The sequence below is a fragment of the Acidovorax sp. Root402 genome, from assembly GCF_001425125.1.
Taxonomy (GTDB): Bacteria; Pseudomonadota; Gammaproteobacteria; order Burkholderiales; family Burkholderiaceae_C; genus Acidovorax; species Acidovorax delafieldii.
Genome location: NZ_LMDQ01000013.1, coordinates 750552 through 776221, shown reverse-complemented (window position 1 = coordinate 776221; position 25670 = coordinate 750552). Strand labels below are relative to the sequence as shown.

Genomic DNA, 25670 nt, shown 5'->3' with positions numbered 1-25670 from the left:
CTTTCGTGGGCACAATGGGCTGGATGAAATCGACCGCAGCCCGCCATGGACATCCTCGTTCAGCCGCTTAACCGCGTGATCCGCGCCGAGCCCGGCGTGAACCTGCTCGACGCCCTGCGCGCGGCGCAGGTTCCGATGTCGTATTCGTGCCTTTCTGGGCGCTGCGGCATCTGCCGCTGCCGGGTGCTGTCTGGTGAGGTGCTCGATGGCGGGCGCGAGCAGCAGCGCCCGCTGGACGGCGTGGACGGCGCCGTGCTGGCTTGCCAGACCTATGTGACCGAGCCCTGCACCATCGAAGTGCCCGCCCCCGGCGAAGCCGTGGTGCACCGTGCGCGCGTGGCCAAGGCCACCGTGGTGGCCATCGAACCGCTGGCGGCAGACATCCGGCGCCTGCTGCTCAAGGTGGCAAAGCCCATTGCGTACTCGCCGGGCCAGTACATGCAACTGGGGTTCACGCCGACGCATGTGCGCCCCTACTCCATGGCAAACCTGCCCGGCGAGCCGCTGCTGGAGTTCCATATACAGCTCATGCCCCAGGGCCGGGTCAGCGGCTACATCGCCGGGCAGCTGAAGGTGGGGGACAAGGTCAAGGTCAGCGGGCCGCTGGGTGCGGCCTATTTGCGCCAGCAGCACACGGGGCCCATGCTGTGCGTGGCCGGGGGCACCGGGCTGGCGTCAGTGCTGTCGGTGGTGCGCGGCGCCATGGCCGCCGGGATGCGCAACCCCATTCACCTGTACTTCGGCCTGCGCTCCCCGCGCGAGCTGTATGGCCTGACGTGGCTGGACCATTTGCGCAGCGTGCACCCTGCCCTGCAGGTGCATGTGGTGGTGGCCTCGGGTGCCGACTCTGCCACGCAGCGGCGCGGGCTGGTGACCCAGGCCATCGAGCAGGACCACGCGAGCCTGCAAGGCTGGCAGGCGTATCTGTGCGGATCGCCGCCGATGGTGGAGACCACCACACTGCTGGCGCTGGGCAAAGGCCTGGAGGCGGCGCACCTCCATGCCGAGGCTTTTTACATGCAGGGCGACTGATTCCGTCTCCAAATCATCCGTGTCGTTGTTGCTTCGCCTTGCCGTGCTACAGCACTGTCTGCGGCTTCGCGCCTAGACACGAATGATTTGGAAACGGAATGAGGTTCTTGGAGTCGTCTGAATCCACTTGAACCGCTCACTCAACGCGGTCGAAGCGCCGCGAGGGGCTTCGACAAGCTCAGCCCGCATCCGGCTGCGCGCTGGGCGCCGCCTTACGAAACGCTTCCAGTTGCGCGCAGGCCGCGTCCACCGCCTGCACCAGCGGCCAGCGCGCCAGGTCCACCTTGAAGCGGCGCGCGCTCTCCACCTGCGGCACCAGGTACACATCGGCCAGCGTGGGGGTGCTGCCAAAGCAGAAGTCACCGCGCTGCGGGTCCTTCGACAACAGCGCCTCGATGGCATCAAAGCCCGCGCTGATCCAGGTGCCGCACCAGTCGTTCACGGCAGCCTCGTCGGCACCAAAGCGGTGGCGCAGCGCCTCCAGAATGCGGCGGTTGTTGATGGGGTGGATGTCGCAGCCCACGATGGCCGCCAGGGCGCGCACCTGGGCGCGATCGCCTGCATCGCCGGGCAGCAGCGGTGGGGTGGGATAGCGCTCTTCGAGCCACTCGATGATGGCGGGCGACTGGATCATCAGGCGCTCGTCGGCCTCCAGCACGGGCACGAACTGCTGCGGGTTGATGGCCTTGAAGGCATCGCCCAGATGCTCCTCACGCCGCAAATCGACCGCGACCTGCTCGTAGGCCAGCCCCTTGAGGTTGAGCGCAATGCGCAAGCGGTGGGAGGTTCCGCTGCGGAAGAAGGAGTAGAGCTTCATGGTCAGTCTCCGTCTCAGTCCAGGGCAATCTTGGCGCGCTTGACGACTTCACCAAACGTGCGCGAATCGCGTTCGATGGCCTTGGTGAGTTCGGCGGGCGGGCCGATGTAGGGCTCAAACCCGAAGGTCGCCAGGCGCTCCTTGACCTCCGAGGTGGCCAGCACCTTTCCCACGTCGGCATTGATCTTCTCGATGGCGGCCTTCGGCGTGCCAGCAGGCGCGAACAGGCCTACCCAGGTCTTCACTTCAAACCCGGCCGGGCCGCCCGCTTCGCCCATGGTCGGAATGTCGGTGAAGCCCGCCAGACGCTGGGGCGCAGCCAGGGCCAGAAACTTCACCTTCTTGGCCTGGTACATGGGCCCGGCCGTCGCCGCCGTGCCAAACGCCCACTTGATGTCGCCCGTGGCCACAGAGGTGTAGACGCTGCCCATGTCCTTGTACGGCACATGCATCATCTTCGTGCCCGTTGCTGCCTCCAGACTCGCCGCGCCCACATGGGCCACGCTGCCGATGCCCCAGGAGCCGTAGGTGATGTCGCCTGGCGCAGCCTTGGCCGCCTTGATCAAATCGCCCACGTCCTTCCAGGGCGAGTTGGCCGCCACCACCACAAAGAAGTTCGTGAAATACACCGGAGCGACGGGCTCAAAGTCTTTGGCCGGGTCATAGGGCAGTTGCTTGAACACATGCGGCTGCAAGGCCATGTGCGTGTTGTCCACCTGCAGCAGGGTGTAGCCGTCTGGCGCTGCGCGCTTGGCATCACCGATAGCGATGAAACCGTTGGCCCCTGGTTTGTTGTCGATGACAAGTTGCTGCCCCCAGTTGCGCGACAGGCGCTCGCTGAGGATGCGCATCACAGCATCGGGGCCGCTGCCTGGCGAATAGGGTGCAACGGAGCGAACGGGTTTGGCGGGGAAGGTCTGCGCCACGGCATGGGGCAAGCTCGCGGCGGCCACAAGGGCCAGCGCGCAGAGCGCCAGGGCAGGTCTCAAAATCTGTGAACGAATGGCGGTCAACATGGGGGGTGTCTCCTTGGTTTTATGAAAGCCGAATTCGGCTTGGTGAGTGAAGGATCAAACAGTGACTTGCACACGGTGGCTGTGCAGCACCTCAAAAATCGGCGCGTCGCTGAAGCGAAACAGATCCAGCGCGCCAGCAGCAGATGCCTGGGCCGAGAACGGTTGCCACGACGGCACCACAAACAAGTCGCCCCGCGCCACCTGCCAGGTGCGCTCACCCACCGTGACGGTGCCGCTGCCTTCAAACACCTGGAACACCGAAGAACCCACCTCGCGGTGTACCCGCGTCGCGCCGCCCGCGCGCACGCGGTGCATTTCGGTCCGCATCGTGGGCAACACATCGGCGCCGGTGGTGGGGTTGGTAAAGCGCACCGCCGCGTGCCCAGGGCTCAGCGTGCCCGGCTGGCCTTCGTCTTCCAGCGCCAGCTGATCGGCCAGTGCACGGTCGGTATCCACCCAGCGGTAAGCCAGCAGGGGCGTGGCGGGCTGGGCCTGCACCATCGATACCGGGCGTAGGCCAGGGTGGCCCCACAGCCTTTCGGAATAAGAACGCTCGGCGGTGGTGCGTTCGGCGGGTGGGAGCTTCTCGCGCCCCACTTCGAAGAACTGGCTCTCGGTGTAGTACGAGAACGGAATGTCCAGGCCGTCGATCCAGGCCATGGGCTCGGTGGCAGCGTTGTGGTGGGCATGCCAGTTCCAGCCGGCCTGCGGCAGAAAGTCGCCCCGCGACATGCGCACGGCATCGCCATTGACCACGGTCCACACGCCCTCGCCTTCCACCACAAAACGAAACGCGTGCTGCGTGTGCCGGTGCTCGGGGGCGTCTTCGCCGGGCATCAGGTACTGGATGGCGGCCCACAGCGTGGGCGTGGCAAAGGGGCGCCCGCCCAGCGCCGGGTTGGCCAGCGCAATCGCACGGCGCTCCCCGCCACGGCCCACGGGCACGATGGCACCCGCCTGAGCGGCCAGGGCTTTCAAGCGGTCCCAGCGCCACAAGTGCGGCACCGCCTTGGATTGCGGCTGGCGGGGCATCAGGTCGCCAATCTGCGTCCAGAGCGGTACCAGCAGCTCTTGCTCAAAGCCCCGGTACAGCTGCTCCAGCTCGGGCGTCGGATCGGGCTGGCCCTTGCCCGCAACGGCGTGCAGCCGCACGGGGGACGGCGTGAGGTCGGTGGTCATGGTGGGGTTGCCTCCTGGATGTGGTTTTTTCTTATTCCGCCGGGCCAACGTGGAGCACGATGCTGCCCACGCCTTCAATGCGGCCTTCAATGCGGTCGCCTGCCAGCACGGGGCCTACGCCCTCGGGCGTGCCGGTAAAGATCAGGTCCCCCGGCTGCAGGTGGTAGAACTTGGACAGGTCGGCAATCAGCTCGGGGATGTTCCAGATCAGCTTGGACAGATCGGACTTCTGGCGCACGGTGCCATTGACCGACAGCTCCAGCTCGCCCTGGCCCAGCACCACCTGCGGCATGGGCACGATCTCGGAGACCACGGAAGACTGCTCCACATCCTTGCCCAGGTCCCACGGCCGGCCCTTGTCGCGCGCCACCAGTTGCAGGTCGCGGCGCGTCATGTCCAGGCCGCAGGCATAGCCATAGACAAGGCGGGGCGCATCCGCCTCGCTCACACGAAAACCGGGCGCACCAATGGCCAGCACCAGTTCCATTTCGTGGTGGTAGTTCTGGGTGCCGGGTGGGTAGGCCACGGTCGCGCCAGACTCGACCAGCGTGGACGGTGCCTTGGTGAAATAGAACGGCACTTCCACAGACTTGTCCACCGGGCGCCCCATCTCAACCGCATGCGCGTGGTAGTTGCGGCCCACAAAGAACAGCCGGTGGATGGGCAGGCGCTCGCTGCGGCCACGCACAGGCAGCGAATAGACGGGGGGCGGGGTCCAGAGGTAAGTGGTTGACGTGGTTGCGGTCATCGGTGGTTTCCTTAGCGGGTTGTCGTGTTCGGTTCTGGTGGGCTTGGGTGCGGGTGCGGGCTTCTGTGCTGCTCGGCATCCATGTGGGTTCACAGCTTTGCCATCGGCGTGTTCAGGTCGGCCAGCCGCTCGGCATCCACCGGCTTGCGCTGCTCGATCAGCCTGCGGGCAAAGCGCAGGTCGCGCGCTGCGTTGGCCCCTACGGCGGCCTGCACCACATCGCCCGCCAGGTAAAACAACACAAAGCTGCCGCTGGCCGGGTCGCCGCGCTGCACCACGCGGTGCGCAGGCGTGGGCATGCCGTAGATCTGCAGGTTCATGCCGTACTGGTCAGACCAGAACCATGGCAGCGGCTGGTAGTCCACTGCCTGGCCCAGGGCGGATCGCGCAGCAGCCATACCCTGCTCCTGCGCGTTCTGCCACGACTCCAGCCGCAGGCTGCGGCCCGCCCAGGGGTTGGGTGCCACGGCCACATCGCCTGCGGCCAGGATGTGGGGGTCGGACGTGCGGCATTGGGCATCGACCAGCACGCCACCTTCGCAAGCCAGACCCGCCGCGCGCGCCAGTTCATCGTTGGGCACCAGGCCAACGCCCAGCACAATGGTGTCGCACGCCAGCGCGCTGCCATCGGCCAGCAAGACTTCCAAGCGGCCATCTGAGCCATCCGCACCCTCTGCAGCGCGGGCAAAGCCCCGCACCCCCGCGCCCAGCAGCACACGCACGCCCTGCGCATGGTGCAGTGCCAGCAAATAGGCCGACACCTCCGCAGGCACGGTGCGTTCACACAAGCGGCTTTGCGTCTCCACCACCACCACTTCCGCGCCCTGCTGGCGTGCGGTGGCCGCCACCTCCAGGCCGATCCAGCCACCGCCCACCACCACCACGCTGCGGCCAGGCCGAAGGGCCGGGGCCAGCGCCTGCGCATCTTCAATGGTGCGCAGCGTGTGCAGCGGCACCTGGTCTGCCCCCGGCACGGCAAGCCTCCGGGCGCGCCCGCCGGTGCACAGGATGAGCTTGTCGTAGGGCTGCGCTGTGCCATCCGACAACAGCACCTGCTTGGCAGCGCGGTCAATGCGGTGCACCTGCACGCCGGGCCGCCATTGCACCGCCAGGGCGTCAAAGGCCTCGGGCTTCATGAGGCGCGTGCTCTCCGGCGCGGCTGCGCCCGATAGCACCGCCTTTGACAGCGGTGGCCGTTCGTGCGGCGGGTGGGCTTCGTCACCGATCAGCACCACACGGTCCGCAAAGCCTTCGCTGCGCAGCGTTTGCGCCGCCCAGCCGCCCGCCTGGCCCGCACCGACGATCACGATGGTGTGGGCCGGGTGGGCGTTTACGCCTTCATGCGGCAATGCGGCGGCCTCGACCTCAGGTCGTTCGGCAGTCATGAGGGTCTCCTTGAGAGGTTCAGTCCAGGGCCAGCCACACGCGGCCGCCCTCGATCTTCACGGGGTAGCTGCGCAGCGGCTCGGTCACTGGCGCACAGGTGGGCTGGCCTGATCGCACATCAAACTTGCCTTGGTGCAAAGGGCATTCAATCTCGTGCCCTTCCAGAAACCCATCGCACAGTCGCGCATGGCCGTGGGTGCAGATGTTGTCGGTGGCAAACACATCGCCGCCCACGCCATACAGCGCAATGTCGCGCCCTGCCACAGCCAGGCCGATCACGTCATCCTGCGGCACATCGTCCTGCGCGGCGGCGTCAATCCAGTTCGTCGTCATGGCGGCTCCTCAGATGGGGTAGATCAGCGAGTTGGGGATCATCTCGCTGTCGTAAACGACGAGGCGCGATGCGAACTTCAGGCCCTCGGGCGTGGGCACCACCTCATCAATCGTGCGCCCCACGTTGAACACCGTCGATTCCTTCGACAGACGCGTGCGCAGCACCGCGTAGTTGGCCTCGCAGTGGATGCGGCCATCTGCATCCACCTTGTGCACCAGCGGCGCACCCACCACGTGGCGCTGGTAGTAGGGGTCGTGAAACAGCGTCTCACGGATGCCGTAGACGCGGTCTTTCAGCATGCCCTTGCTGTCAAACGCCAGTGTGGCCAGCGGAAACCCGCGCTCGTGGTTCTCGCGCGGCTGCAGCTTGTACACGCAGTTCTCGATGAAAAACTCTGGCCACGCCTCCCAGTCCGCCGCGTCGAGCGCGCGGGCGTAGCGGGCGTAGAGCTGGTTCAGTTCGAAGTAGGTCTGGAAGTCCATGGTCAAGCCTCCGCCTCCATTACCTTGCGCCAGTATTCGTACATGCCCCGGATCAGCGTCTCGGTCACCATGTGGTCCGTGTCGCCCACCTCGCGCCCCCCTAGCTCGGCCAGCGTGCGGTGCGCGGGCTTGGTCTCAAAACCTTCTTGCGACCACTCGATCACCTCCCCATCGTCGGCGGACACAAAGCCCGCCGGGCCGAACAGATTGGCCTGGCGCAGGCGGCGCTGCGTCATCTCCTCACTGTCGTCCTCAAAGCCAAAGTGCGTCCACACAAAATCAAACGCCCCCTTGCCATCGGGCTGGATGTGGCGTGTGGACACGCTGTTGACCTGCTGCTGAAAGATCACGCTGGGGAACACGGTCAACATCACCGCCGTGGGCACCGATGCCGGTGCGTTCGGCACCGCAGCGCCCTCCCCGCTGGCCGCCGGGGCCGGGCCCGCCCACCAGTCCTCCTGCGCAATGTCCAGAAAGCGCGGGTCGTTCAGCTCCATGCCCGCCTTGAAGCTGGACACCTGCGTCACATCCGCCGCCTTGCCCGCCGCGCCACGGGTCGAGACCATGGCCGCATGGCGGTGCTGCGCGTCCATCAGCAGTTGCGACTTGTTGTCCGCACGCCAGAGCCCAAAGGTAACGAACCAGGTGTGCAGCAAGCCGGGGTGGTACGGGTCTTTGATGTTCTCTTGCATCAGCTTCCAGTTGCCCGGAATGCGCTGGCGGTTGTAGCCCAGGATGGTGAGCTTGCGGCCATTAAACAGCCGGTCAAAGTAACCCAGGATGGTGGGGCCCAAAAACTCCTCCAGCGGCTCCACGCTGTGGTCAAACGACGCAAACACCACGCCGCCACGGGTGGCCACCTTGAGCTTGGTCAGCCCATGCTCTGCCGGGTTGAAATCCGCAGGCATGCCGCCATTGACCTTGCCATCCTGCTTCACGCCACGCCGAAAAGGCACGCCCTGCAAGTCGCCCGACAGGGTGTAGTTCCACTGGTGGTAAGGGCAGGTCAGGCTCTCGCGGTTGCCATGCCGCTCACGGCAAAACGCCATGCCCCGGTGAGCGCAGACGTTTTCCACCACATGGATCGAAGCATCCTTGTCTCGCAGCAGCAGCACCGAACGCTCGCCAATCACCGTGCGCTTGAAATCCCCCGCGTTGGGAATCTCAGCCTCCAGGCCAACGTAGCACCAGTGCCCGTTGTAGAACAAACGGTCCAGCTCCTTGCGGTACAGCGCCTCATCGGTATAGGCCTGAAAAGGAATGCGGTTGGTGCCTTCCGTCTCCCAGCGGATTTGCTGCGGGAATACGGTCACGGGGCATTCATGCATGGGCGTCTCCTTTGTTTTTTGTCATCGCCAATCAATCAGTCGATCCATCAATCCATCTGTCTTTCGGGGCCGGTGCAGATGCATTCAGCGCCTGGGGACCGATCATTCGCGCTGCAGGAATATCAGTCAATGGAACGCTGGTGATGTTTCACATCACTGGTGTGAATATGACTCTGACGGCGGTGCGGGAGATTGCAGGGCCATGTGGCGGGGCAAGGCGCACAAGGCCACGCTGCATGCGGGCGGCATGAGCGAGTCAAATGGGAGTGGGTACTGGGGGCAGTCGGCCGAAGACTTCTACTGACGGGTCTGGGCCGGGCGGACAGCCTGCGTGGCAGGGAGGTCGTTGGGGACAATGCTCAGCCGATGGGTGGCTTGGCCATGCAAGGGCATTTCAAATCAGCTCAGCAGGGGCTGCATTGCAGCGGTTGCTGTCATCAACGCTGCGTCGTTGAACGCGTACTATCGGCCATAACCGGCCGTTCGCCAGTCCGTCAGAATCCTCCGTGAGCCCTCATTCAAGAAGCTATGAACCGCTGGACTCCAATTTCTCGTGACGAGCTGGAGGGACTATTGGCCGATCAGCTCGCCAAGTGTTTGCAAGAACACGCCGAACAGTTTGCCCGCTTGCGCGTCCCATTTCGCACCGCATCGGTCATGCGTGGAGGTGTGAACGAATCGGTATTTATCGTGGCACAGCTTGGGCAAGTAGCCATCTACTACGAAGACGTTGAAGAAGGGTTCAACGTTTCAGAGGTCGCATCCGACGGCTCCCTCATCACCCCCGGGTTCGAGCAGTGGACTATCACCGATGCAATTCAACACCTTCTCGCCCTCCCTCACGATCGCGTTCGGAGTGAGCCTGCTACTGCCCGTCGTTGAAAGGCAAAGCTCGGCCACAAGCAGCCAGTGGTGTTTCCGAAATCTGATGTGTAACCTGCGCTTTGAAGGGGCTAGCCCTCACTGAGCACCTCAAGTATTTCAGCGTTGGCCACAAGGTTTTTACCTTCTTGGACACGCCACTGGCGCCCGACCTGCAGCAGTTCAGCAAGACCAGGTCCGTTAAGAAACCAAACCTCCAAATTTCGGGTCTCTCCAGGGTGAACGACTTCGCCCTCTGGGACCTGAACTTGCCCGATGTAGAACTGCCGGTCATCTGGGCCACCGAAGTTGTGATTCGGTCTGTACACCCCCCAACAAGGCCCACTGCGACCACCTTCTTCGGCCGAAAGAAAAGACAGTCGCGCCAGCACTCTGGGCGACGGCCCATCCTCCAGCAGATCTAAAAACGCAAATAGTTCCATGCGAAGCTGACGGTTAAATTCATGTAGTAGGCCCCATCAGATTACCGCTTTGCGTGCATGAGCTGAAGGACAGCTCAGGGCCCGAAGCGAAACTTAAGTCGTTTCCGAAGCGGCCACCGACTCCTCAGGCCTCTTGGGAAGCCCCCGCAGTTCACGGAAGCGCTGCGAGGTACTGGGTGGCCCTTTGCTCAGAAAAGTGGTCGATGACGACCTGTGCGACCACCAGCAGAAGCAATCCAGTCACGACGCCGTGCACCCAGCCTCGGCTTGTAAGCAGCAGGCCCAACACACTCAAGGCCGCTAGCACTGCCGCGCTGTAGCGGTAATACCTATACTTTGATACCACAACCTCTATGCGTGCTCGCTCTTTGGCTAACACCTGGCTCTGTTGAGGTTTACCGATACTCAAGCTCAGTTCTTCGACCAAGCCCTTGTCCCGTACAAGCAGTGATGCTGCCGTTCCACACAGCAGCATCGCAGTTGCCAAGACGGTGACGCCGAACCCCAAGGCAAAACCGGAGCGCGTCGCAACCCAGAGCCAAACGGCAATGCACGTCAACGCAGCTGAGCCCGCGAAGATGAGCATCATTTCGTTGTACTCGCCTTTGAAATATTCACGAATCAGAGCCTGCAGCGGTGCATAGGTTTCGGTGGGGGTCATAGGAACTCACTTAGTTGCCCGCGTGACACGCAGCAGCGTGTGCAGCGCGCCAATCGGAAGGGGTTTGCGCCTCCCATTGTCGAAAGGCGCGGAAGAAAGAATTCTGGTCTTCGTAGCCCAGCAAATAGGCTACTTCGATGAGTGTGAGCGAGTTGTCGGCCAAATGCCGCAGAGCCATCTGATGTCGGGTCTGAGTCACCAGGGCTTGGAAGCTGACACCTTCATCAGTCAGGCGGCGCTGCAAAGAACGCTCGCTCATGGCAAGTTCAGCGGCCACGGAGCGAATGTCCGGGCGACCGGCAGTCAAACGACGCCGCAAAACCCACTTTGTCTGCTCGGTCACGGACTCGGACGCGTCATGATGTTCAAGACGTCTGTCCAATTCCGGAGCGAGAACATCGAGCAGGTCCTTGTTGTAGGTGGCAAACAGCTTGTCTAGGTCTTCTCGACTCAACGCGATGCGGTCGACGGTCGCATCGAACTTGATGTCGCACCCGAAGTATTTCTCAAGTGCCAATGTTGCTACAGGCGGTCGTGCAAGCTCTAGCGACATTGGTATCAGGCGCTCGCCTGTTCCTCTGCGTCCCAACTCCACGAACGACACCATGGTCGCGTCGACTAAAGCGCGAGGAACTGTATCTGAACCACCATGTGGCCAAATGATGCTAAGCGCGCTGTGGTCGGCAAAATCTTGGACCGATACTTCCTCAGGTGCGCACAGTCGCTTAAAACGAGCGACCCGATTCAAAGCGTCCCGGAAAGTTCGAGCGTGCTGGGCTGCTACGAAAGGGAGAGGCATCACAGCCCCGTCCAATCCCGTTGCGATACGAAGGCCGATGCCCGGGTCTTGGCTAACTTTTTCGATGGCACGCCACAAGGCGAAGAATTGCGCTGTAGTAATCGGCGCATCGTCCTTCAGCACACTCAGAGGCAAGCTTGCGCATCGAATGACCTCTGCGCGGTCGACCGAGGCCCGCTTGAGGCCCTCCCACAAAGTGGATGGGACCTTTAATTTGTCTGGAGCGGTGCTGCTCATGTTCTTCACTTTGCTTGGAAGCCACCGTCGACGTTGAGAATGTGACCGGTGACGAAGCTGGCTTCTTCCGACAGCAGCCAGCAGATGGCGTTGGCGACTTCTTCGGGGCGGCCCAGGCGATTCATGGGGTGCATCGCCGAGATGCTTGTTTCGTTGTAGTTGGGGTCACCTCCGCCGAGCTGGACGGCGATGATGTCGGTCTTGATGGCGCCAGGAGCCACACCGTTGATGCGGATGCCTTGGGTCGCGTGGTCCAGAGCAGACGACTTGGTCAGGCCCACCACTGCGTGCTTGGTCGAAGCGTACGGAGCACTCCAGGCGATGCCATTCAGGCCGGCGATGGACGCCAAGTTGACGATAGCGCCGCCACCTTGTTTGACCATCTGAACGAGTTCGTGTTTCATGCTGAAGTACACGCCCATGATGTTGGTCTCGACCATCTCACGGTAGTTGTCGCTGCTCGACTGCACAAGAGTGCCAGTCTCGTTGGACACGCCTGCGTTATTGACTGCCATGTCCAGGCGACCGAACTCAGCCACGATGCTGTCAATCATCGTCTTGACCGCAGCTTCATCGGCCACGTCGTTTTGCACGAAGCGAACTTGTGCACCGTTGCGGGCCGCGGCGGAAACCTCGGCGACGGCGGCTTGCCCGACTTCCGCACGACGACCGCTCATGACGACAGTGACGCCTTTGGCGACAAGCTTGAGGGCAACGGCCTTGCCGATGCCAGTGGCACCGCCAGTAATCAGGGCTACTTGATTGGACATTTCAGACTCCTTTTGATGGACCGAGAGAAGTTCTCGGGATGTAAGAAGTCTAGGAGTTCAGCGGCGCCAAATATATGCCAATCACGCCATACGACATGCCGAACGCGCCAATCAGGGTTTGACTATTCGATTGAGGGGAGAACCGAATTTTCCAGCCCAACAGTAGTTCCGAATGTCTGGTTTTGGCTGAATTGGACAGCGTCAACGACTGACCGGTAGTGGCCGATAGTACCCATCCGCGCCGACGAAGCGAGCGTCCGCAACCAGCCTAAAACGGCCAGACACTCCGCCCAAAAAACCTGCCTATTCCCGCCCACGCAAGCTCAGCACCTCGCGCCCTGCATCAACCACCTTACTACCAATTTGATAGCTATAAGCGCTTGATAGACAGGCGGTAGAGCCCAATTTTCTTCAAATTTCAGCACACCTCACTACTGAAACCACGCACGCACCTATCTCGCCCGTACTCAAGGCGCACGGCCACTGGGACAAGCCACACACCGCCACGCCAGCAAAAGCCAACGCGGCGGCGCGTAATGCACAACGCTTTCTTTCTCCGGCAGCGGCCTACTTCACCGCAAACCGTACATTCACCGCCTTCTTGCCCGGCAGCGTCACCAGCGCCACCACCTTGGTGCCTGCTGCGACCTTGAAGATGCCTTTGGTTTCGAGCCTGCCCTCGCCTGCCGGTACAAGCACGGCCTCGGATTTTTCGGTGCCGTTGAGCAGCGTGAGCTTGGCGCTTACGCCCTCGGTTTTGGCAGGCTTGCCGTGGTCGCGCAGGTGCAGGGTCAGGGTGTCGGGCTTGGCGACGAGTTCGTAGTCCATGTCGTTGGCTTCGGCCACGATGCCGCCGTGTTGGGGCTTGTGGTCGTGGCCTGCGCCGTGGTCGCCAGCGGCATGGGCGGCGGTGGTGGCTAAAGCTGCGAGGGCCAGGGCGGCGAAAAGTTGGCGGGTGGTTTTCATGAGAGTCCTTTCAAAGGGTGAATGAAAAAGCAAACGAACAGATAAAGAGAACAAGTACAAAGCAAGAAAAGCTCAAAACGCCTCGGCGTTCTTGTCGTCCAGCAGGCGTTCGGCATCCTTGCGGCCAAACAGCCAGAACAGGGCCGGGGTGAGGAAGGTGTCGAGCAGCGTGGAGCTGATGAGGCCGCTGAAGATGACCACGGCCACGGGGTGCAGGATTTCGGTGCCGGGGCGCTCGGCCTCCAGCAGCAGCGGGGCCAGGGCAAAGGCGGTGACCAGGGCGGTCATCAGCACGGGGCTCAGGCGCTCCAGCGAGCCGCGCACGATCATGGCGGTGTCAAAGCGCTCGCCCTCCACGCGCATCAGGTTGAGGTAGTGGCTCACCTTCAAAATGCCGTTGCGCACCGAGATGCCCGCCAGCGTGATGAAGCCGATCAGCGCCGCCACTGACAGCGGCTGGCCCGACACCCACAGCCCCAGCACCGCGCCCACCAGCGCCAGCGGGATGTTGGCCATGATGAGCGCCGACAGCGTGGCCGAGCGGTAGCGGGTGTACAGCACCACAAACATCAGCACCAGCGAGACGATGGCCAGCAGGCCCACCAGGCGGCTGGCTTCTTCCTGCGCCTGGAACTGGCCGCCCAGGGTGATGAAGTAGCCCTCGGGCAGGCGGGTGTCGCCCACGGCCTGGCGGATGTCGGCCACCACGTCGGACAGCGCCCTGCCCTGCGCGTTGGCCGACAGCACGATGCGGCGCTTGCCATCGTCGCGGCTGATCTGGTTGGGGCCGTCGCCCTCTTCGATGGTGGCCAGGCGCGACAGGGGCACGGGGCCACGGGGCGTGTCGATCAGCACACGCGCCAGGCCGTCGATGGAGCGCGCGCTGTCGGGCAGGCGCACCACCAGCGCAAAGCGGCGGCTGCCTTCCACCACCTGGGCCACTTTCTCGCCCTCCACCAGCGTCTGCAGCGCAGCCAGCACTTGGGGGGCGGGAACGCCCATTTGTGCAGCGGCGGCGTAGTCCACGCGCACGGTGATCTGCGGCGCCAGCACTTGCTTTTCCACCTCCAGGTCGGCCAGGCCGGGGATGCCCGCCAGCCGCGCGCGCAGGGCCTCGGCCTGGCCGCGCAGGGTGTCGAGGTCGTCGCCAAAGAGCTTGATGGCGATCTGCGAGCGCACGCCCGAGAGCATGTGGTCGATGCGGTGCGAGATGGGCTGGCCGATGGCGATGGCCGCAGGCAAATGCGCCAGGCGACTGCGGATGTCGGCCTGCACCTCAGCCATGCTGCGCTTAAGCTCGGCCGCAGGCAGCAGGCCCACGTCCAGCTCGCTCACGTGCACGCCTTCGGCATGTTCGTCCAGCTCGGCCCGGCCACTGCGCCGGCCCACGTGCGTGACCTCGGGCACCTGGCGCACCAGCACCTCGGCCTGGCGGGCCAGCGCGCTCGATTCGGCCAGCGTGACGCCGGGGTTGAGCCGCATGCCGATGAGCAACGTGCCTTCGTTGAACGGCGGCAGGAAGGTGGTGGGGAAAAACGGCACCGCCGCTGCCGACAGCGCCACCGCCACCGCGCTCACGGCCAGGGCCGTGCGCGGTCGCGCCAGCACGGCCGAGAGCCCGTTGCGGTAGCGCGCCTTGAGCCAGGCCACCACGCGCGTGTCGCCATGGTCGAGGTTCTTCATGCGCGGCAGCAGGTAGAAGGCCAGCACCGGCGTGACCGTGACCGACACCAGCAGCGAGGCCAGCGTGGACACGATGAACGCAATGCCCAGGGGCACAAACAGCCGCCCCTCGATGCCCGGCAGCGCAAACAGCGGCAGGAACACCAGCACGATGATGGCCGTGGCGTAGAGGATGCCGGAGCGTACTTCCATCGACGCGAGCTTGACCACCTCGATGGGGTGCAGGCGGTGGTTCGGGTGTTTGGCGCGGTCCATCTTCAGGCGGCGCAGCACGTTTTCCACATCGACCACCGCGTCGTCCACCAGGCCGCCGATGGCAATGGCCAGGCCGCCCAGCGTCATGGTGTTGATCGACAGGCCGAAGTACTTGAACACCAGCGCGGTGATGAAGATGGACACCGGGATGGCCGTGAGCGCAATCACCGTGGGCCTGAGCGTGCCGAGGAACACGAACAGGATTACCGCCACAAACACCGAGGCGCCCATGAGCTTGCCCTGCAGCGTGGTGACCGAGGCCTCGATGAAGCTTGCCTGGCGGAAGGTGACGCGCGGTGCCTCCATGCCTGCGGGCAGCGAGTTCTTCAGGTCCACCAGCGCGGCCTCAATGCTGCGCGTGAGGCCGATGGTGTCGGCCGTGGGCTGCTTCTGGATGCCCAGGATGACTGCGCCCTGCCCTTCAAAGCCTGCATCGCCACGTTTGGTGGCGGCGGCAAAGGTGGCATCGGCCACCTGACGCAGCAGCACGCTCTGGCCGTTTTTGGCGGTGAGGGCGAGGTTCTGCAGGTCTTCGAGCCGCGAGGTGCGGCCCAGGTGGCGGATAAGGTATTCGCGCCCGCCCAGCTCCAGAAACCCGCCCGAGGTGTTGGCCGCAAAGCCCTTGAGCGCGCCCGTGAGCTGGTCGTGCGTGATGCCCAGCGCCGCCATGCGTGCCGTGTCGGGCAGCACCTGGAACTGGCGCACCTCGCCACCGATGGGGATCACCTGCGCCACGCCAGGGATGGCCATGAGGCGCGGGCGCAGCACCCAGTCGGCGTACTCGCGCACGGCCATGGGCGTGGTCTTGCCTGCGTCGATGGGGATGGCCACCTGTATGATCTCGCCCATGATGGAGCTGATGGGCCCCATGCGCGGCGTGATGCCGCTGGGCAGGCCCTCTTCCATGGACGACAGGCGTTCAGACACCATCTGGCGCGCGCGGTAGATGTCGGTGCTCCAGTCGAAGGTGACGTAGATGAACGACAGGCCCGCGCTGGAGATGGAGCGCACGCTTTCCACACCGGGCAGGCCATTCATGGTGGTCTCCAGCGGGAAGGTGATGAGCTGCTCCACCTCTTCAGCGGCCATGCCGCCCGCCTCGGTCATGAGGGTGACGGTGGGTTTGTTGAGGTCGGGGAACACGTCCACCGGCGTGCGTGAGAGCGTGAAGGCGCCATAGGCCATGAGCACGGCGGCGGCGATGAGCACCAGCAGCCGGTTGACCAGGCTGTTTTCGAGAAGCCACTTGAACATAGCGACTCCTTAGCGGACCTGGTTGATGAGTGTGGCGCCCTGCGTGGCCACGCGGTCGCCGGGCTGCAGGCCCGAGGTCACGGCCACCGAGGTGCCATCCAGCGGCACCGCCGTGACCACCCGTGGCGCAAAGCGCTCGGGCGACTCCTTGACCCACACGATGGTCTGGTTGGCCGGGTTGCGCAACAGCGCGGCGGCGGGCACCTGCAGGCCATCGACCTTGTCGGTGGACTGCACGAACACGCGCACGGGTTGGCCTATTGCCAAGTGAGCCAAGGTGCCAAGCGCAGACGAGTCGCCCGCAAACTGCAGCGGCTGCGCCTGATCACGCAGGCTGCGCGCCGCGCCCAGAAAGCGCAGTGGCACGCGCTGCCCGGCCACGGCCAGCGTGGCACCGGCCACGCTCTGGGCCTGTGCCGGGTCGTAGGCCAGGGCCTCGATGCGCAGGCGCGCAGGGTCGACCACCTCGAACACCAGTTCGCGCGCATCCACCACCTGCCCGGCCACGGCATTGGCCGACGCGATCACGCCCGACACCGGCGCCACCAGCGCATCGCGTGTGGCCAGGCCCGCGCCCACGGCGCCAAGGCGCTGGGTGAGGCTGTGCAGCTCGCTCTCGGCGGCCTCGATGTCCTTGCGCGGCACGGTGTCTGCCAGCTCCGTCAAGCGCGCCACACGCCGTGCGGCCAGGTCGCGGGCAGCGCGCAGCTCGGCCTGCTGGGCCAGTTGGTTGGATCGCTCGATGGCGCCCGCCGTGGGCACCACATAGGCCAGCACCTCGCCCTTGCGCACCGTCTGGCCCACGCCGGGCAGGCCCTTGGGCCCGGCCTCCAGCCGGCCTGCCAGTACGGCCTGCACCTTGCCGCCCGCGTTGGGGTCCATCACCACGGTGCCTGCCAGTTCAAAGGCCTTGGCGTGTTGCCCGGTGGCCGCCACCAAAGTGCGCACGCCCAGTTGGCGCTGCGCGGGTTTGGGCAGAAACACGCTGCCATCGGGCTGGCGGCTGGGGCCGTTGCCGGTGGGTGTGGGTGGCGCGTCGCCATGGTCGTGGCCGGGGCCTGCCAGGGCTGGCAGGGGGGCGTTGAGCGCGGCGGCCATCAGCAAAGCCAGCAAGGAAGGCATGGGGTGGAAGCGCTTCATGCTGCACCTCCCACGCGCTGGTTGTCGCCAATGCGGGCAGCACGGCCCCGGCGCAAACCCCACACGGCGACCAGCGCCAGCAGCACGGCGGCCACGGCGCCTGCGATCAGCACAGTGCGGCGGGCCAGCCCTGCGGGTGCGGCTTCGGTGTGGGCGGCGGGGTGCAGGTCGATTTCGCCTGCGAGCAGGTCAGTCTCATTGCCTGCGGCCACGGTAGCGGTGACGGGGCTCACGCCCTCGGCCAGCGGCGCAGCCAGGGTGGCCTGGAACTCGCCCTCGGCCACGCGGGTGACGGGCACGCTGGTGCCCGCGATGTCCAGCTCCAGCCGGGCGTCCTTCACGGGGCTGTTGTCGCCCGCGTGGTCCAGATAGAGCGCGATTTTTTGCCCATCGAGCACGCCTACCAGTTCAAACAGGTCGGAGGTGGCGGCAAAGCGCGGCAGGGCCGTGCCCGCTGCGGCAGCGGGGGCTTCGCCATGGTCATGGCCTGCGCCAGCCAGCGCGGTCGGCGGTAGCAAGCCCAGCAGCAGGGCCAGGCCCAGTGTGGAGAAAGCGGAAGAGAGTGTCATGGTCGTCTTAAAAATTGGTCGGGATTCACAGGGAGTTCATTGCGGCAGCAGGCCCAGGGCCTGGCGCAGATGGGAGATGGCGGCGGCCGCATCGATGCGGGCGCGGGCCAGCTGGCGTTCGGCCTGGGCGGCCTCCAGCTCCACACGCAGGCGCGTGGGGCCATCGGCCTCGCCCAGGCGGAAGGCCTTGTCGATAAAGCCGCGTGTGCCCTGCGCCAGCGCCGCGTGGCGCGCCGAGGCGTCGCGCTGGGCCTGGGTGGCTTTCACACGGGCCATGGCGGCGGCGATGTCGGCGGCCAGGCGCCTCTGCTCCACGGCAGCACGCGCCTCGGCATCGATGGCATCGGCGCGTGCTGTAGCCTGCTTGGCTTGCGCACGGTCGCCCCCGCCCAGGGGTATGCGCAGGCCCACGGTGAATGTCTGCTGGTAGCGGTCGCCCGCCTGCTCGCGGCCGCGCGTGGCGGCCAGCGTCAGTTCGGGGTTGGCGCGGGTTTGCACGGCAGCCAGTTCGGCAGCGCGGCGGGCTACCTCGGCCTGGTCGTGCCAGTCGGCCGCCGCAGGGTGCTGGGCAGCGGCTGCCGTGGCGTCTGGCACAGGGGGCTCGGGCTCCGCCCCGTCCGCCAGCGCCAGGGTGGGCGCGGCCTGCACACCCCAGGCGGCCAGTGCGGCCTGCGCTGCGTCCCGCGCGCCCTGGGCCTCGGCCATGGCGGCTTCGGCCTGGGCCACGGCGCCGTCGGCCTGCGCCTGGTCGGCGCGCGACAAGTCTCCCGCACGCACGCGGCGCGCTACGTCGGCAGCCAGGCGCTGGGCGTTCAGCAGCCGGTCTTCCGCCAGGGCCCCGTCAGCCTGCGCGCGCTGCGCGGCCCACCACGCTTCGCGCACGGTGGCGGCCAGTTGCAGCTGCGCGGCGCGCTGGCGGCTGTCCAGCGCCTGCGCTTCGGCGTCTGCCAGTGCGGCCTTGCGGGCGCGCTCGCCGGGCAGCCACAGTGGCAGGGCCAGGCCCACTTCGGCTTCGCGGCTGCCCTGGTTGCTGCCGGGGCGGTCGGTTTTGGTGGACAGCTCCAGTGCCATGGGCTCGGCCGTCCAGGCTGCCGCCGCGCTGCGTGTGGCCTGCGCGGCCTCGCGCCGCAAGGCGGCAGACTGCGCTTCGGGCTGGCGTTGCCAGGCCTGATCAAAAAAGGCCTGGAGCGTGAGCGGCGCTGTGCCGGGGTTGGAGGTCTGGGCCTGTGCGGCAGTGCCCAGAAGTGCCAAGCCCAGCGCCATAGCCGCTACGGCGGCGGCGGGCGCATGATGTCTTTGTTTCGTTGATTGCATCCGATTCCTCTGCAGTGGCCAGGGGCCACAGGTTGAAATCGGCGAGGCGCGATGGGAGGGAGAGACGATCAGCAGCGTGCGCAGGCATCAGCGCACGCGTCGCGACTGCCCCGCAAGGCAGGTCTCGATCCACATCCAAATGAAAACGGGACAGCCCAGAGCCCCCGCCTCGCCGCTCAGGCGAGGACGGGCCAATTGGGGCGTTCGGGGCGTGAAAGGGGGGCTGGAGGCCAGGCTGGTGCCGCCTGGGCCAGCGGGCGTGCTGGAGTCACCACGATGGCATGGTCAACGGGACTGTGCGCGAGACCGCTGCCCGCACCATGGCAGGCGTGACAGTCCATGTCCGCCGGGGTGGCACTGGATGTCTTGGCTGGATGGACAGGGGATTCATCGGCCACATGATCGTGCACATGGTGGCCAAAGTGCGAGGCTTGCGGCGCCGTTTCATGCCCGCAATAGGGCGAAGCAGCCACCCAGATGGACTGGAGCGGCATGAACACCAACAGGAAGATCAACAGCAAGCGGCGCATGGGCAGCCGGATTCTAGGGAGGTTTGTAGAACCCCTACAAAAACAGCGGATCGCCCAGACCGGGTTGAAGGACTTTGCGTGGTTGAGTAGCAAAAGGCCCAGGCCTGAATCCGCAGCTGGATTCACGCTCCGGGCCGCCCTACCTGCAGGGACGAGGGCAGCATCCGCCCCCATCCCCTGCACGACATCAAGCAGCAACGGCCTCGGGCTGCGCTGCCTGCGCCTTGGCCCCTTCGGCCACCACGGGCATGCGGATCAGGTGGTCAAAGGCGCTCAGCGCTGCCTTGGAGCCATCGCCCGCTGCAATCACGATCTGCTTGAAAGGCACGGTGGTGCAATCGCCCGCCGCAAACACGCCTGGGATGTTGGTGCGACCGTGCGAATCGACAATGATTTCGCCAAAGCGCGACAGCTCCACCGTGCCCTTGAGCCATTCGGTATTGGGCACCAGGCCGATCTGCACGAACACGCCCTCCAGCGCTACTGTGTGCTCCACGTTGGTTGCGCGGTCCTTGTACTTGAGGCCATTGACCTTGCCATCAGCGCCGGTGATTTCGGTGGTCTGCGCGTTGGTGTGGATGGTCACGTTGGACAGGCTCTTGAGCTTGCTGACCAGCACGGCGTCGGCCTTGAGCTGGTCGGCAAATTCGATGAGCGTGACGTGGGCCACCACGCCAGCGAGGTCAATCGCGGCTTCGACACCACTGTTGCCGCCGCCGATCACCGACACGCGCTTGCCCTTGAACAGCGGGCCATCGCAGTGCGGGCAGTAGGCCACGCCCTTGTTCTTGTACTCGGCTTCGCCGGGCACGTTCACGTTGCGCCAGCGGGCGCCGGTGGACAGGATCACCGTCTTGGCCTTGAGCGAGCCGCCGTTGGCCAGCTGCACTTCGATCAAACCACCGGGCTGCGCGGCGGGGATGAGCTTGTCGGCGCGCTGCAGGTTCATGATGTCCACGCCATAGGCGCGGGTGTGGGCTTCGAGCGCGGCAGCGAACTTGGGGCCGTCGGTTTCGAGCACCGAGATGTAGTTCTCGATGGCCAGCGTGTCATTCACCTGGCCGCCAAAACGCTCGGCCGCCACGCCGGTGCGGATGCCCTTGCGGGCGGCATACACGGCGGCTGCCGCGCCAGCGGGGCCACCGCCGACGATGAGCACGTCATACGAATCCTTGGCGCTGAGCTTGGCGGCTTCGCGGGCGGCAGAGCCGGTGTCGAGCTTGGCGACGATCTCTTCGATGGTCATGCGGCCGGAGCCGAACACCTGGCCGTTCAGGAACACCATGGGCACGGCCATGATTTCGCGGTCGTTCACTTCCTGCTGGAAGGCGCCGCCTTCGATCACAGTGGTCTTGACCTTGGGGTTGACGATGGCCATGAGCGACAGCGCCTGCACCACGTCCGGGCAGTTGTGGCAGGTCAGGCTCATGTAGACCTCGAAGTTGAAGTCCCCGTCCAGCGCCTTGATGGAGTCGATCACATCCTGCTCGACCTTGGGTGGGTGGCCGCCCGTCCACAACAGGGCCAGCACCAGCGAGGTGAACTCGTGGCCCAGCGGCAGGCCTGCAAAGCGCAGGCTGTTGGTGGCGCCCACGCGCTGCAGGCAGAAGGATGGATTGCGTGCATCGTTGCCGTCAGTGCGCAGGGTGATCTTGTCGCTGCGCAGCGATTGGATGGTCGTCAGCAGCTCGCGCATGTCGCGCGCCGTCTCGCTGTCGTCCAGGGAAGCCACCAGCTCAAACGGCTGCTGCACGCGCTCCAGGTAGGCGGCGAGTTGGGTCTTGAGTTGTTCGTCGAGCATGGTGGTGTCCTTTGAAATTCGAGTTGTGGTGTCTGGGAGGGTGACGCCAAAAAGGCTGCAGTTCAAGCCTGCTTGTCAACGTCCGGGCGTAAAAAAGCCGGACGGCATGGCGCGATGGCGCCATGACGCTGTCCGGCTTTGGAGGAGCCGTGGATTAGATCTTGCCAACCAGGTCCAGCGAAGGCGTCAGCGTCTTGGCGCCCTCCTTCCACTTGGCGGGGCAGACTTGGCCAGGGTTGGCGGCGGTGAACTGGGCAGCCTTGAGCTTGCGCAGGGTTTCCGACACGTCACGGGCGATTTCGTTGGAGTGAATTTCCATGGTCTTGATCACGCCATCGGGGTTGATCACGAACGTGCCACGCAGTGCCAGACCTTCTTCAGGAATGTGCACGCCGAAGGCGTTGGTCAGCTGGTGCGTTGGGTCGCCGACCAGGGGGAACTTGGCCTTGCCCACGGCGTCGGACGTTTCGTGCCACACCTTGTGCGAGAAGTGAGTGTCGGTGGTCACGATGTAAACCTCGGCACCGGCCTTTTGGAATTCAGCGTAGTTGTCGGCAGCGTCTTCGATTTCGGTGGGGCAGTTGAAGGTGAAGGCTGCAGGCATGAAGATCAGCACGGACCACTTGCCCTTGAGGGACTGCTCGGTCACTTCGATGAATTCACCCTTGCCGCCACGGTTGACAAAAGCGGTGGTCTTGAAGGGCTGAACTTGCGTATTGATCAGGGACATTGCTGTTTCCTTTGTGGTTGGTTGACTGAACAGGACTGAAGTTTAGGCATTTCCAAGCCATCAATCCAATTAATTGATTACATCGAATCAATTGCCAATTACTATACAACGCCCTGTGCGACCTCCCGGTGACAACCCTGGTGCGCCGCGGGGCACACAAGATGTGAACGCGAACGCCTCTCAGCATCACACGCAGCCCGCGCGCCACAGCAGGGGCTTGCCTTGCGCTGCTGGATGCGGGTCACGACAATCAGCGCCGAATCCACACATTACAAGGAGTCCCCATGAAAGGTGACGCACAGGTCATTGGCCATCTGCAGGCCCAGCTCAAGAACGAACTCACCGCCATCAACCAGTACTTCCTGCACTACCGCATGCTCAAGCACTGGGGCTTCGACAAGCTGGCCAAGAAGGAATACTCCGAATCCATCGGCGAGATGAAGCATGCCGACTGGCTCATGGACCGCATCTTCATGCTCGACGGCCTGCCCAACCTGCAGGACCTGGCCAAGCTGCAAGTGGGCGAGGATGTGCCCGAGATCCTGGCCTGCGACCTGCGCTCCGAACAAGGCGCCCAGGCCACCATCAAGGAAGGCATTGCATACTGCGAAACGGTGCGCGACTATGTATCGCGCGACCTGCTGCAAAAGATCCTGGACGACACCGAGGAGCACATCGACTTCCTCGAGACCCAGATCGATCTGATCGGCAAGGTGGGCCTGCAGAACTACCTGCAGTCGCAGATGGGCGATGTGGAGTAAGGCCACGGATCGCCAGATCGGTCCACGAAAGCGGGCAGAAAAATCAAAACGGGCTTCGGCCCGTTTTTTTTGTGCCTGCGCGCTGCAGCTTTGAGAATATTTCTCCCGGATAGCAATGCCCCCTGTGATCACGGGTTGTTGCAAGTGCACATCAACGGAAGAAAATTCCCGCAACACAAATGCGAATGCTTCTCAACAAAAGTAGAATGTCAGCCTACCACCAGCGGCCGGGTTCAGTGACACCCTGATTCCCGAGCCCGCCAGCAAGCCAGTCAGCCCGGCTCCAGCCGCCCGTTGCAGCCAGCGTTTGTGCGTTTTGTACCCACACACCTGTCTGGAGCTCTTTGCTGATGCCGCACCGTACGACCCGCCCCTGCCTTGCGGGGCCCTCGCCAACACACATTCCCGGATCTCCCCGGGCCCTGCCATGAAGGCCACCCGCGTCAATGGACGCTACCGGCTGGCCATCACCTCCCGCGCCGTGGCGGCGATAGGGGGCGGCTACGCGCTGGCGGCAGGCTTCTCGGCGGCGCTGTCGCTCCTGCTAGCGCAATGCATGCCCCGCGTGGAGGCTGTGCTCACGGCCACCATGCTCTCGTGGGTGGTGTATGCCACCGCCGCTGGCTGGGCTTTTTACACACGCACCGCCTGGGGCGCCTGGGGTGGCACGCTGCTGCCTGCACTGGTGCTGGGCGCCTGCGCCACGGCACCGCATTGGATGAAGGCAGCGGCATGACCAGCAGCACACTCCCATCGCAAACCCCGGCCGAACGGGCCCCTGCAGCCACCGCGGCCAACACTGCGTCTGAAGCAGCACGCTCAGCCAAGAAGCCCAAGGCGCCCAACGACCGCGAAGGATTCCGCCAGGCCATGTCTTGGCTGCACACCTGGGCCGGATTGATCCTGGGCTGGCTGCTGTTTGCAATCTTCCTGACCGGCACGCTGTCGTTCTTCAAGAACGAGTTCAACCTGTGGATGCGCCCCGAGATGCATGGACTGCAGCCGGTGGATGCCACTGATCCGCAGGTGGCGCAAAAAGCCCTGGACGCGCTGGTACGCAGGGTGCCCAACGTCACGCAGTGGATCATGCACCTGCCCGACGACCGCGACCCTGCGGTCAACATCCTGTGGCGCGACACGGGCAATGGCCGCTTCGAGACGCTGCGCATGAACCCGCAGACCGGCGAGGCCATCGACGCGCGCCAGACCATGGGTGGCGACTTCTTCTACCGCTTCCACTTCGAGCTGCGCACCGCGCAGAAGGGGCGCTGGACCCTCGAAGGCCGCTGGGTGGTGGGCGTAGCCACCATGCTGATGTTTGTAGCGCTGATCTCGGGGGTGATCACGCACCGCCGCATCTTCAAGGACTTCTTCACCTTCCGCCCCACCAAGGGCGGCCAGCGCACCTGGCTGGACGCACACAACGTCAGCGGTGTACTCGTGCTGCCGTTCTACCTGATGATCACCTTCAGCGGGCTGATGATCTTCCACACGCTCTACATGCCTGCAGGCATTGCCACCGCCTACAAGGGCGAGAACGGCGTGGACTCCAACACGTACTTTGCCGACCTGCAGGGCGAGAAAGCCGAAAGCCGCCCCCGGCGCAGACCGGGAGACAAGGTAGAGCCGCTGCCCGCTATTGCACTGCCGTCCATCCTGACCGAAGCGCGCACCCGCTGGGATGGCGGGCGCATCGGCAGCCTGCAGGCACGCCGCGACGCCAAGGGCCGCGCCGTGGTCGAGGTGACGCGCCACGAGGGCGACCGCCTGCAGTACCGCCCGCCACGCCTGCTGTTTGACGCCACCACCGGCCAGTGGCTGGACCAGGCCGACGCCACCGGCCCCGCCGTCAAGACCTACGGCGTGTTGTACGGCCTGCACATGGCGCGGTTTGCCGACATCGGCCTGCGCTGGGCGCTGTTTGGCTTTGGCCTGCTGGGCAGCCTGATGATCGCCACCGGCATGGTGCTGTGGTCGGTCAAGCGCAGCGCCAAGTCGCAGACGCAGGCGAGCCGCACAGGGATCGCCGCCAATAAAGACAACAGGGCGGGCGTCGCACCCACCAAGGCGCCGTTTGGCGAGCGCCTGGTGGCAGCCATCAACATTGCCACGCTGGCGGGCCTGCCGCTGGCCTGCGGCGTGTACATCGCCTCCAACCGCCTGGTCCCGCTGAATGCAGAGGGCCGGGCCGATGTGGAACTGGCCTGGTTCTTCAGCGCCTGGGGCCTGGCCCTGGTGTGGGCGCTGGCCTGCGCCGTGGTGCGGCCCAGCCGCATGGGCTGGTCGGTGCCGCTGGGCGCAGCGGGGCTGGTGTGGGCGTTGCTTCCGGTCATCAACGCCCTGACCACCCACACCCACCTCGGCGTCACGCTGCCGGCGGGCGAATGGGTGTGGGCCAGCATGGACCTGGCGTTCCTGACCACCGGGCTGGTGCTGGGCTGGCTGTCGTGGCGGCTGCGCCCGGGCCGTGCCCGCAAGGGCAAAGCCGCTGAGGCCAAAACACCGCGTACTGCCCCGGCGGCCGCATTGCCTGCGGCCACCGAAGTGTCTGTTTCAACGTCGGGGGCCTGAACA

24 protein-coding genes are annotated in these 25670 nt (G+C 64.9%); 5 read left to right on the top strand and 19 right to left on the bottom strand.

Going from position 1 to position 25670, the window contains the following annotated elements; genetic code table 11:
• Positions 1 to 45: 45 nt before the first annotated feature.
• On the top strand, positions 46 to 1032 hold the full coding sequence (locus ASC83_RS10935; protein ID WP_056061878.1) for a 2Fe-2S iron-sulfur cluster-binding protein: 987 nt from the start codon (positions 46 to 48) through the stop codon (positions 1030 to 1032).
• 178 nt (positions 1033 to 1210) lie between these two features.
• On the opposite strand, the gene maiA is transcribed toward ASC83_RS10935, so the two are convergent.
• The 8 genes from maiA to ASC83_RS10895 form a co-directional block, all read right to left on the bottom strand.
• Positions 1211 to 1849 (bottom strand): maleylacetoacetate isomerase, encoded by a 639-nt coding sequence (gene maiA, locus ASC83_RS10930; protein WP_056061876.1) that lies wholly within the window; start codon positions 1847 to 1849, stop codon positions 1211 to 1213.
• 14 nt (positions 1850 to 1863) lie between these two features.
• Positions 1864 to 2865, bottom strand: coding sequence for a tripartite tricarboxylate transporter substrate binding protein (locus ASC83_RS10925; protein WP_056061873.1), 1002 nt, complete (start codon positions 2863 to 2865; stop codon positions 1864 to 1866).
• 54 nt (positions 2866 to 2919) lie between these two features.
• Positions 2920 to 4044, bottom strand: a complete 1125-nt coding sequence (locus tag ASC83_RS10920; protein ID WP_056061869.1) for a cupin domain-containing protein — start codon at positions 4042 to 4044, stop codon at positions 2920 to 2922.
• A gap of 31 nt (positions 4045 to 4075) precedes the next feature.
• The gene (locus tag ASC83_RS10915; RefSeq protein ID WP_056061866.1) at positions 4076 to 4792 is read right to left on the bottom strand and encodes a fumarylacetoacetate hydrolase family protein; all 717 of its coding nucleotides are present in this window, start codon (positions 4790 to 4792) and stop codon (positions 4076 to 4078) included.
• A gap of 89 nt (positions 4793 to 4881) precedes the next feature.
• Positions 4882 to 6177 (bottom strand): NAD(P)/FAD-dependent oxidoreductase, encoded by a 1296-nt coding sequence (locus ASC83_RS10910; RefSeq protein WP_056061862.1) that lies wholly within the window; start codon positions 6175 to 6177, stop codon positions 4882 to 4884.
• A 19-nt stretch (positions 6178 to 6196) separates the two neighbouring features.
• A complete protein-coding gene (locus tag ASC83_RS10905; RefSeq protein ID WP_056061859.1) occupies positions 6197 to 6511 on the bottom strand; it encodes a non-heme iron oxygenase ferredoxin subunit in 315 nt (104 codons plus the stop codon).
• Positions 6512 to 6520: 9 nt separating this feature from the next.
• Complete coding sequence (locus tag ASC83_RS10900) at positions 6521 to 6994, bottom strand: aromatic-ring-hydroxylating dioxygenase subunit beta (protein ID WP_056061856.1); 474 nt, start codon at positions 6992 to 6994, stop codon at positions 6521 to 6523.
• A gap of 2 nt (positions 6995 to 6996) precedes the next feature.
• On the bottom strand, positions 6997 to 8322 hold the full coding sequence (locus ASC83_RS10895) for an aromatic ring-hydroxylating dioxygenase subunit alpha (RefSeq protein WP_056061853.1): 1326 nt from the start codon (positions 8320 to 8322) through the stop codon (positions 6997 to 6999).
• 528 nt (positions 8323 to 8850) lie between these two features.
• Here ASC83_RS10895 and ASC83_RS10890 point away from each other — a divergent pair.
• Complete coding sequence (locus tag ASC83_RS10890; RefSeq protein WP_056061850.1) at positions 8851 to 9204, top strand: hypothetical protein; 354 nt, start codon at positions 8851 to 8853, stop codon at positions 9202 to 9204.
• A 573-nt stretch (positions 9205 to 9777) separates the two neighbouring features.
• On the opposite strand, the gene ASC83_RS10880 is transcribed toward ASC83_RS10890, so the two are convergent.
• The 11 genes from ASC83_RS10880 to ahpC all read right to left on the bottom strand — a co-directional run bounded on the left by ASC83_RS10880 (position 9778) and on the right by ahpC (position 22335).
• Complete coding sequence (locus ASC83_RS10880; protein WP_056061844.1) at positions 9778 to 10287, bottom strand: hypothetical protein; 510 nt, start codon at positions 10285 to 10287, stop codon at positions 9778 to 9780.
• A 10-nt stretch (positions 10288 to 10297) separates the two neighbouring features.
• The gene (locus ASC83_RS10875) at positions 10298 to 11323 is read right to left on the bottom strand and encodes an AraC family transcriptional regulator (protein WP_143227254.1); all 1026 of its coding nucleotides are present in this window, start codon (positions 11321 to 11323) and stop codon (positions 10298 to 10300) included.
• A 5-nt stretch (positions 11324 to 11328) separates the two neighbouring features.
• Positions 11329 to 12093, bottom strand: a complete 765-nt coding sequence (locus ASC83_RS10870; RefSeq protein ID WP_056061838.1) for a glucose 1-dehydrogenase — start codon at positions 12091 to 12093, stop codon at positions 11329 to 11331.
• A 567-nt stretch (positions 12094 to 12660) separates the two neighbouring features.
• Positions 12661 to 13059, bottom strand: coding sequence for a hypothetical protein (locus ASC83_RS10865; protein ID WP_056061835.1), 399 nt, complete (start codon positions 13057 to 13059; stop codon positions 12661 to 12663).
• A gap of 72 nt (positions 13060 to 13131) precedes the next feature.
• On the bottom strand, positions 13132 to 16251 hold the full coding sequence (locus tag ASC83_RS10860) for an efflux RND transporter permease subunit (RefSeq protein ID WP_056061833.1): 3120 nt from the start codon (positions 16249 to 16251) through the stop codon (positions 13132 to 13134).
• A gap of 9 nt (positions 16252 to 16260) precedes the next feature.
• Positions 16261 to 17391, bottom strand: coding sequence for an efflux RND transporter periplasmic adaptor subunit (locus ASC83_RS10855; RefSeq protein ID WP_056061830.1), 1131 nt, complete (start codon positions 17389 to 17391; stop codon positions 16261 to 16263).
• A complete protein-coding gene (locus ASC83_RS10850; protein ID WP_056061828.1) occupies positions 17388 to 17960 on the bottom strand; it encodes a hypothetical protein in 573 nt (190 codons plus the stop codon). Before ASC83_RS10850 ends, ASC83_RS10855 begins: the two co-directional genes overlap by 4 nt.
• A gap of 36 nt (positions 17961 to 17996) precedes the next feature.
• Positions 17997 to 19274 (bottom strand): TolC family protein, encoded by a 1278-nt coding sequence (locus tag ASC83_RS10845; protein ID WP_056061824.1) that lies wholly within the window; start codon positions 19272 to 19274, stop codon positions 17997 to 17999.
• Between the two features lie 176 nt (positions 19275 to 19450).
• Positions 19451 to 19804, bottom strand: a complete 354-nt coding sequence (locus ASC83_RS10840) for a hypothetical protein (RefSeq protein ID WP_056061822.1) — start codon at positions 19802 to 19804, stop codon at positions 19451 to 19453.
• Between the two features lie 187 nt (positions 19805 to 19991).
• The gene (gene ahpF / locus ASC83_RS10835) at positions 19992 to 21605 is read right to left on the bottom strand and encodes an alkyl hydroperoxide reductase subunit F (RefSeq protein ID WP_056061819.1); all 1614 of its coding nucleotides are present in this window, start codon (positions 21603 to 21605) and stop codon (positions 19992 to 19994) included.
• Between the two features lie 154 nt (positions 21606 to 21759).
• Positions 21760 to 22335, bottom strand: coding sequence for an alkyl hydroperoxide reductase subunit C (gene ahpC / locus ASC83_RS10830; protein WP_056061816.1), 576 nt, complete (start codon positions 22333 to 22335; stop codon positions 21760 to 21762).
• Between the two features lie 284 nt (positions 22336 to 22619).
• Here ahpC and bfr point away from each other — a divergent pair, with 284 nt between their 5' ends.
• The 3 genes from bfr (at position 22620) to ASC83_RS10815 (ending at position 25667) form a co-directional block, all read left to right on the top strand.
• Positions 22620 to 23096, top strand: coding sequence for a bacterioferritin (gene bfr, locus ASC83_RS10825; protein ID WP_056061814.1), 477 nt, complete (start codon positions 22620 to 22622; stop codon positions 23094 to 23096).
• A gap of 427 nt (positions 23097 to 23523) precedes the next feature.
• On the top strand, positions 23524 to 23832 hold the full coding sequence (locus ASC83_RS10820) for a hypothetical protein (protein ID WP_056061811.1): 309 nt from the start codon (positions 23524 to 23526) through the stop codon (positions 23830 to 23832).
• Positions 23829 to 25667 (top strand): PepSY domain-containing protein, encoded by a 1839-nt coding sequence (locus tag ASC83_RS10815; RefSeq protein WP_056061806.1) that lies wholly within the window; start codon positions 23829 to 23831, stop codon positions 25665 to 25667. The genes ASC83_RS10820 and ASC83_RS10815 overlap by 4 nt, the downstream gene beginning before the upstream one ends.
• Positions 25668 to 25670: the final 3 nt, after the last annotated feature.

Bases quoted from the DNA above. Each gene is read 5' to 3' on its own strand.
- bfr (WP_056061814.1), top strand. From the start codon at position 22,620: ATGAAAGGTGACGCACAGGTCATTGGCCATCTGCAGGCCCAGCTCAAG.
- ASC83_RS10890 (WP_056061850.1), top strand. From the start codon at position 8,851: ATGAACCGCTGGACTCCAATTTCTCGTGACGAGCTGGAGGGACTATTG.
- ASC83_RS10895 (WP_056061853.1), bottom strand. From the start codon at position 8,322: ATGCATGAATGCCCCGTGACCGTATTCCCGCAGCAAATCCGCTGGGAG.
- ASC83_RS10910 (WP_056061862.1), bottom strand. From the start codon at position 6,177: ATGACTGCCGAACGACCTGAGGTCGAGGCCGCCGCATTGCCGCATGAA.
- ASC83_RS10925 (WP_056061873.1), bottom strand. From the start codon at position 2,865: ATGTTGACCGCCATTCGTTCACAGATTTTGAGACCTGCCCTGGCGCTC.
- ASC83_RS10855 (WP_056061830.1), bottom strand. From the start codon at position 17,391: ATGAAGCGCTTCCACCCCATGCCTTCCTTGCTGGCTTTGCTGATGGCC.
- ASC83_RS10880 (WP_056061844.1), bottom strand. From the start codon at position 10,287: ATGACCCCCACCGAAACCTATGCACCGCTGCAGGCTCTGATTCGTGAA.
- ASC83_RS10870 (WP_056061838.1), bottom strand. From the start codon at position 12,093: ATGTCCAATCAAGTAGCCCTGATTACTGGCGGTGCCACTGGCATCGGC.
- ASC83_RS10815 (WP_056061806.1), top strand. From the start codon at position 23,829: ATGACCAGCAGCACACTCCCATCGCAAACCCCGGCCGAACGGGCCCCT.
- ahpC (WP_056061816.1), bottom strand. From the start codon at position 22,335: ATGTCCCTGATCAATACGCAAGTTCAGCCCTTCAAGACCACCGCTTTT.
- ASC83_RS10935 (WP_056061878.1), top strand. From the start codon at position 46: ATGGACATCCTCGTTCAGCCGCTTAACCGCGTGATCCGCGCCGAGCCC.
- ASC83_RS10845 (WP_056061824.1), bottom strand. From the start codon at position 19,274: ATGCAATCAACGAAACAAAGACATCATGCGCCCGCCGCCGCCGTAGCG.
- ASC83_RS10860 (WP_056061833.1), bottom strand. From the start codon at position 16,251: ATGTTCAAGTGGCTTCTCGAAAACAGCCTGGTCAACCGGCTGCTGGTG.
- ASC83_RS10820 (WP_056061811.1), top strand. From the start codon at position 23,524: ATGAAGGCCACCCGCGTCAATGGACGCTACCGGCTGGCCATCACCTCC.
- ASC83_RS10875 (WP_143227254.1), bottom strand. From the start codon at position 11,323: ATGAGCAGCACCGCTCCAGACAAATTAAAGGTCCCATCCACTTTGTGG.
- ASC83_RS10920 (WP_056061869.1), bottom strand. From the start codon at position 4,044: ATGACCACCGACCTCACGCCGTCCCCCGTGCGGCTGCACGCCGTTGCG.
- maiA (WP_056061876.1), bottom strand. From the start codon at position 1,849: ATGAAGCTCTACTCCTTCTTCCGCAGCGGAACCTCCCACCGCTTGCGC.
- ahpF (WP_056061819.1), bottom strand. From the start codon at position 21,605: ATGCTCGACGAACAACTCAAGACCCAACTCGCCGCCTACCTGGAGCGC.
- ASC83_RS10840 (WP_056061822.1), bottom strand. From the start codon at position 19,804: ATGCGCCGCTTGCTGTTGATCTTCCTGTTGGTGTTCATGCCGCTCCAG.
- ASC83_RS10915 (WP_056061866.1), bottom strand. From the start codon at position 4,792: ATGACCGCAACCACGTCAACCACTTACCTCTGGACCCCGCCCCCCGTC.
- ASC83_RS10905 (WP_056061859.1), bottom strand. From the start codon at position 6,511: ATGACGACGAACTGGATTGACGCCGCCGCGCAGGACGATGTGCCGCAG.
- ASC83_RS10850 (WP_056061828.1), bottom strand. From the start codon at position 17,960: ATGACACTCTCTTCCGCTTTCTCCACACTGGGCCTGGCCCTGCTGCTG.
- ASC83_RS10900 (WP_056061856.1), bottom strand. From the start codon at position 6,994: ATGGACTTCCAGACCTACTTCGAACTGAACCAGCTCTACGCCCGCTAC.
- ASC83_RS10865 (WP_056061835.1), bottom strand. From the start codon at position 13,059: ATGAAAACCACCCGCCAACTTTTCGCCGCCCTGGCCCTCGCAGCTTTA.